This window comes from Candidatus Omnitrophota bacterium (assembly GCA_016929445.1).
Taxonomy (GTDB): domain Bacteria; phylum Omnitrophota; class Gorgyraeia; order JAFGIU01; family JAFGIU01; genus JAFGIU01.
This window is the reverse complement of sequence record JAFGIU010000013.1, coordinates 1-3,995: the sequence shown is the minus strand read 5'-3', so window position 1 is coordinate 3,995 and position 3,995 is coordinate 1. Positions and strand designations below refer to the sequence as shown.

The 3,995-nt window shown below is 56.3% G+C and carries 4 protein-coding genes; all 4 read left to right on the top strand.

Annotated elements, in window-relative coordinates:
- Positions 1-558, top strand: a 558-nt coding sequence (locus JW937_01850) for an FAD-dependent oxidoreductase (protein MBN1586154.1), incomplete at its 5' end; no start/stop codon positions are given.
- Positions 559-711: 153 nt separating this feature from the next.
- Positions 712-1,026, top strand: coding sequence for a nitrite reductase small subunit NirD (gene nirD, locus JW937_01845; GenBank protein MBN1586153.1), 315 nt, complete (start codon positions 712-714; stop codon positions 1,024-1,026).
- A 30-nt stretch (positions 1,027-1,056) separates the two neighbouring features.
- A complete protein-coding gene (gene mutT / locus JW937_01840; GenBank protein MBN1586152.1) occupies positions 1,057-1,452 on the top strand; it encodes an 8-oxo-dGTP diphosphatase MutT in 396 nt (131 codons plus the stop codon).
- Between the two features lie 411 nt (positions 1,453-1,863).
- A partial coding sequence (locus JW937_01835; GenBank protein ID MBN1586151.1) for a hypothetical protein occupies positions 1,864-3,995 on the top strand: 2,132 nt, incomplete at its 3' end.

Sequence of the window (3,995 nt, the reverse complement as noted above, 5' to 3'; positions counted from 1 at the left end):
GGCGTGTCCGCCTGCGCGACCTGCGACGGCTTCTTTTTCCGTGAAAAGGAAGTGGCTATTGTCGGCGGCGGGGATAGCGCGATGGAAGAAGCGATTTTTTTGACCAAGTTTGCCACCAAGGTGACAATTATTCATCGCCGCGATGCGCTGCGCGCTTCCAAGATTATGCAAGACCGCGTTCTGGCTCATCCCAAAATTGAAGTGGCGTGGAATTCTGTGATCGAAGAAATCGTGGGCGAGCCCGCGACCGGGGTGAGCGCTCTGATTCTTAAAGACACTCAAACAGGCGAGACGCGTGAGTTTCCGGTCCAGGGTGTCTTTATGGCTATCGGCCACAAGCCCAACACGCAAATTTTCAAAGGCCAGGTGGAGATGGACGAAAAGGGCTATATCAGAACCAAAGCCGGAAGGTCTCACACCAGTGTGGAAGGGGTCTTTGCCGCGGGGGACGTGCAGGACTCGGTTTACCGCCAGGCCATTACTGCCGCGGGTTCGGGCTGTATGGCCGCGATTGATGCGGAGCGATGGCTGGAGGCGACGGGTGCTTCGCCGGAGTGACGCGCAGGCGTCATGGCGAGCGGAGCGCGGCCATCTGTGCGGGACATAGATTGCTTCGCGGAGCCTGCCCCGAGCGTGGCGTGGGGGCCGCAATGACGGAGCCTTCGCTCGGGATGACGAATACTTTGTTTGGAATAACACGGAGAGGATCCTATGCCCGACTACATCAAAGTCTGTTCAATTAAAGAACTGCCCGAAGGCCAGTGCAAGACCGTGAAATGCGGTGAGACCGAAGTGGCGGTTTTCCATGTGAAGGGGCAGTACTATGCTATCGGCAATACGTGCCCGCACATGGGCGGGCCGCTCTGCGAAGGCGAAGTCGAGGATCAAGAAGTGGTGTGCCCTTGGCACGGGTGGAGCTTTGATTTGGAGAGCGGCGTGTCTCCGGTGAACCCCAATGCCTCGGTTCCGGTCTTTAAAGTCAAAATCGAAGGCGAGGATGTCCTGGTGTCAGGCACCGGTGCCTGACACCCGTGCCTGGCACCGGTGCCTGGCACCGTGAAACTCACTGTGGCTGCGGCTGTGATCCGGGATGGTACGCGGATTTTAATAAGTAAGAGACGTTCCGGAGATCACATGGGGGATTGCTGGGAGTTTCCCGGGGGCAAGTGCGCTCCAAACGAGACGTTGGAGGCCTGTGTAATCCGGGAGATCCGCGAAGAGCTCGGCGTGGATATTGAGATCGAACGCTTTCTGCTCCGCAGCATCTATTCCTACCCGGAGCACGTCGCTGACCTGCATTTTTACCTCTGCCGTCTAACGTCAGGGAGCCCCCGGGCTCTGGGATGCGCGGCCTGGGCCTGGGCAGAGCAAAAAGAGCTTACCCAGTATTCCTTCCCTCCGGCCAATCAGGCTGTCTTGGAGTGGTTAGCACATAATTCTGCCTTATCTTGATCCAAAGTACTCCATGATACGGTTTGGTTTTGCTGCAAAATATGATAATTTACATAAATTAATAAAGTACTGTTAGAATTTTTTGATACGCCCCGTTTTCACGTCGTTCCTCCTCCCCCAATGACTCCAAAATTCAGCCTGAAACTCCCTTTTCTCAGTGAAAGAAATATTTACTACTAAGTCCTGATATTTCAACAGGTTAAAAGTCAAGAAAATGTTGGCTTCCGTCTTGACTCTGCCCCTTGTATCGGATATATTTTAATTAAGCTTTTAAACATCGTTGGTAAGTCCGATTCGGGGAGAGTACCAAAATTCAACTGCACGCCATGTATAGAGGAAAGCTCTTTTGCCCCTTCGACCAAGCGGGAAGCGGGGTAGGGGGTTTTCCGTCTGTGACCGGGAGTGATGCCCTTGCTGCAGCGTAATCAGCACGGATTCAGACTTTGGATTCGCCTTGTGGCCTTAGTCATCGCCGAGGTTTTTGTGTGGACCTCTTGCGGCGCTGCCGAGGCCGCTCCTGTGGGCAATCGTCTTTTCCGGCAAAACCTGGCTCAGGTGGAACATGCCGCAGACGCGCGCCAGGCTCCTCAGGCCCAGGCCATCAACCGGAACCGCAAAGGCTCTGGTGTGCCTTCACGGTCCTATGCCATGGCCGGCGGCTTCCGCTTTCCCTCCGAGTTCGGCCGCGTGGTGGAATTCAATCTTCCCGAAGCCGATCCGAACACCGGCAAGAATGCGCCGGTGGTTTTTCATTTTCAGGACCTGCACGCGCACCCCGAAGCCCAAGCCAATGCCGCGAAAATTCTCAAGCATCTTTACCAGGAGTACGGGCTGTCCCTGATCGGCTCGGAAGGTGCAGCCGGTTCAGTGGATCTCACTCCCTTTGCCACGGTTCCCAAGGAAAGCGACCTGCGCACCCAAGTAGCGAACGTGTTTTTGCAAGCCGGTGAGCTCACGGGTGAAGAATATTATCTGATCACCGAGCGGCCGGCGATCGCGCTCTGGGGCGTGGAAAAGCCCGAGCTCTATGCCCTGGATCTCATCCATTACGGCCGGGCCATGGCCTACCGCGAACAGGCCGGGCCGTATCTGGACGAAGTGGAGCGCGTGCTCGATGTCCTCAAGAAGAAGATTTTCCCCGTGGCCCTTCAGGAGTTGGATGAAAAAATCCGCCTTTTTGAAAAGGGCCAGCTCTCCCTCGAACCCCTGATCCGGCATTTGTCCCTGCTGGCCCAGAAGAACGGCCTTTCCTTGGAAGGCGCCTACCCCTCCCTCTCAAGGATGGCCCGCGTCATTGAGTTAGAGCCGCAGCTGGACACCGAAGCCGTGCAAAAGGAAGTTTCCAACTTGCTGTCCCGGGTGACACAGCAGTACCAGACGGCGGGCGAGACTCCCAAGATGAAAGAGCTCCTGGAACTTAGCGTGAATTACAAGAGCGGGGACATCACGCCGCTGGTGTATTACGGCTACCTGATGAGTTTGGTGCCCGGAGCCGAAGAAGGCTTTCCGGCCACCCGCACCTACATCGAGTACTTGGAAATGAGCGAACGGATTCGCGCAGCAGAACTTTCGGTGGAGATCCAGACTTTGCAGCTCGCGCTCAGAGATGCGCTCTATACGGACGGCACTCAACGCACGCTCGGCCAACTGGACCAGGACCACCGCCTGCTGCAAAAGCTTTTTGCCCTGGAACTCAATGCCCCGGAGTTTCAGCAGGTCCAAGAAAGCGTGAGCCGGCTCAGCGTGAAGGCAGTCCAACCCTTTATCCAGACCATGGCCCTCAAGTACGGCATTGATACGCAACTGGTGTTTGATTCCGCACTCATTGATCAGCGCCTGGCGCAGCTCATGGAATTTTACGAAGTGGCTCACCAGCGCGACCGTGCCATGGTGGAAACCCTCCGCGCCCAAATGCGGCAGCAAGGGGTCCAGACGGCTGCCCTGATTGCGGGCGGGTATCATACCGAAGGCATGCTGGAGCTCTTGCGGCGCGAACGCGTGGGCTATGTGGTCATTGCTCCCAATGCCAAGGCGCCCATGGACGAGACCCAGTACAAGCGGCTTCTTTTCGGGGAGCCCATGAGCATCAATGAGCTTTTGGCCTCTGCCGATAAGAATTTTGCGCCCCGGGCTCTGCGCCTGCCGCTGATGAGCGGGGGATTTCTCAAAGATCTTCTGGCTTTGACATCCGGCTTTGCCACGATTCGGGATGCGGTGAGCAATTTCGAGAAAGCAGGTTTGGGGGATTGGCTGCCCTATGTCTTTACGCTGAAGGACGAAGACGCCTGGAAGAAGCCCTATACCCGGTGGGCTGTTCAGTCGATCTATGAGATGACAGCGGCATTGATTGAACACTCGAGTCCGGATGATTTGCGTCTTCGCGCCCCGTGGCTCCAGCAGTCCTTCAATGAGTTAGTCACCCGTATGTTTGAAGCTGCCCAGATCGAGTTGCCTGCTGATTTGGGGCAGTGGACTGCCGTAACCGATCCGGAGCAGATGGCGTTTCTGGCTCCTGAGCTGGCCGGGAAAGTGGATGCGCTCTT